The organism is Robertmurraya sp. DFI.2.37 (genome assembly GCF_029211245.1).
In the GTDB taxonomy this organism is placed as follows: domain Bacteria; phylum Bacillota; class Bacilli; order Bacillales; family Cytobacillaceae; genus Robertmurraya; species Robertmurraya methanolica_A.
Map to the genome: position 1 here is coordinate 1 of NZ_JARGEJ010000146.1, position 881 is coordinate 881.

Sequence of the window (881 nt, forward strand, 5' to 3'; positions counted from 1 at the left end):
ATTAAGAAGACAGAAATAGTAGAGGGTAAGTATTGTTTCTATGTGGAGATGCCTGTAAAAGAACATTCCTGCGTGAATTGTGGGGCATTAACGTCTAAGGTACATGACTATCGAATTCAAAAAATTAAGCATTTAAAGCTTTTTGAGCGTCACACATGGATATTTTACAGAAAACGTCGTTTTGCCTGTAAATGTGGGAAAAGATTTGCGGAAGAGAATCCTTTTATTGAGCGGTATCAACGACTATCCATTGAGTTTAACCAAGCGATAAAGATTCGCAGTATCAAGGGGAAAACATTCAAGGAAACAGCCGAAGTTTATGGAACTTCGCCCACGACTGTTGTTCGTCGCTTTGATGCATTAGCGGAACGTTCTATTCAAGAAGAACCGCATGAGTTACCAAAGGCGATCGCCATTGATGAGTATAAAGGGGATACAGAGGAAGGCAAATACCAACTCATTATTGCCGATGCGATGACTAGAGAACCGATTGATATCTTACCCAATCGATATAAGAAAACGATAAAGCGATATTTAAGAACGTACGGAGGGAATGTGGAATATGTCGTAATGGACATGAGCCCCTCATTTAAAGCAGCTGTCCAACAGGCACTTGGAAAACCTATTATTATCGCAGATCGATTCCATTTTGTTCGCTATATTTATTGGGCGCTAGATGGGGTGAGAAGAAGAGTACAGCAGAGTTGGCATGATTACGATCGGAAAAAGTGTAAAAGAATGCGTTACGTCTTTCATAGGAACTCAGAGAAGTTAACGGAAGACGATCGATGGTACTTAGAGCGTTACTTAGGTTTTTCGAATGAATTACGGAAGGCTTATCATCTTAAGGAATGGTTTTCTCAATGGTTTAAAAAGGCGAA

The 881-nt window shown here is 40.0% G+C and carries 1 protein-coding gene; it reads left to right on the plus strand.

All coding sequences use genetic code 11. The features are described 5' to 3' along the window. Positions 1–881 (plus strand): ISL3 family transposase (locus tag PZE06_RS25805; protein WP_306421348.1); only part of this gene is annotated, 881 nt, incomplete at both ends.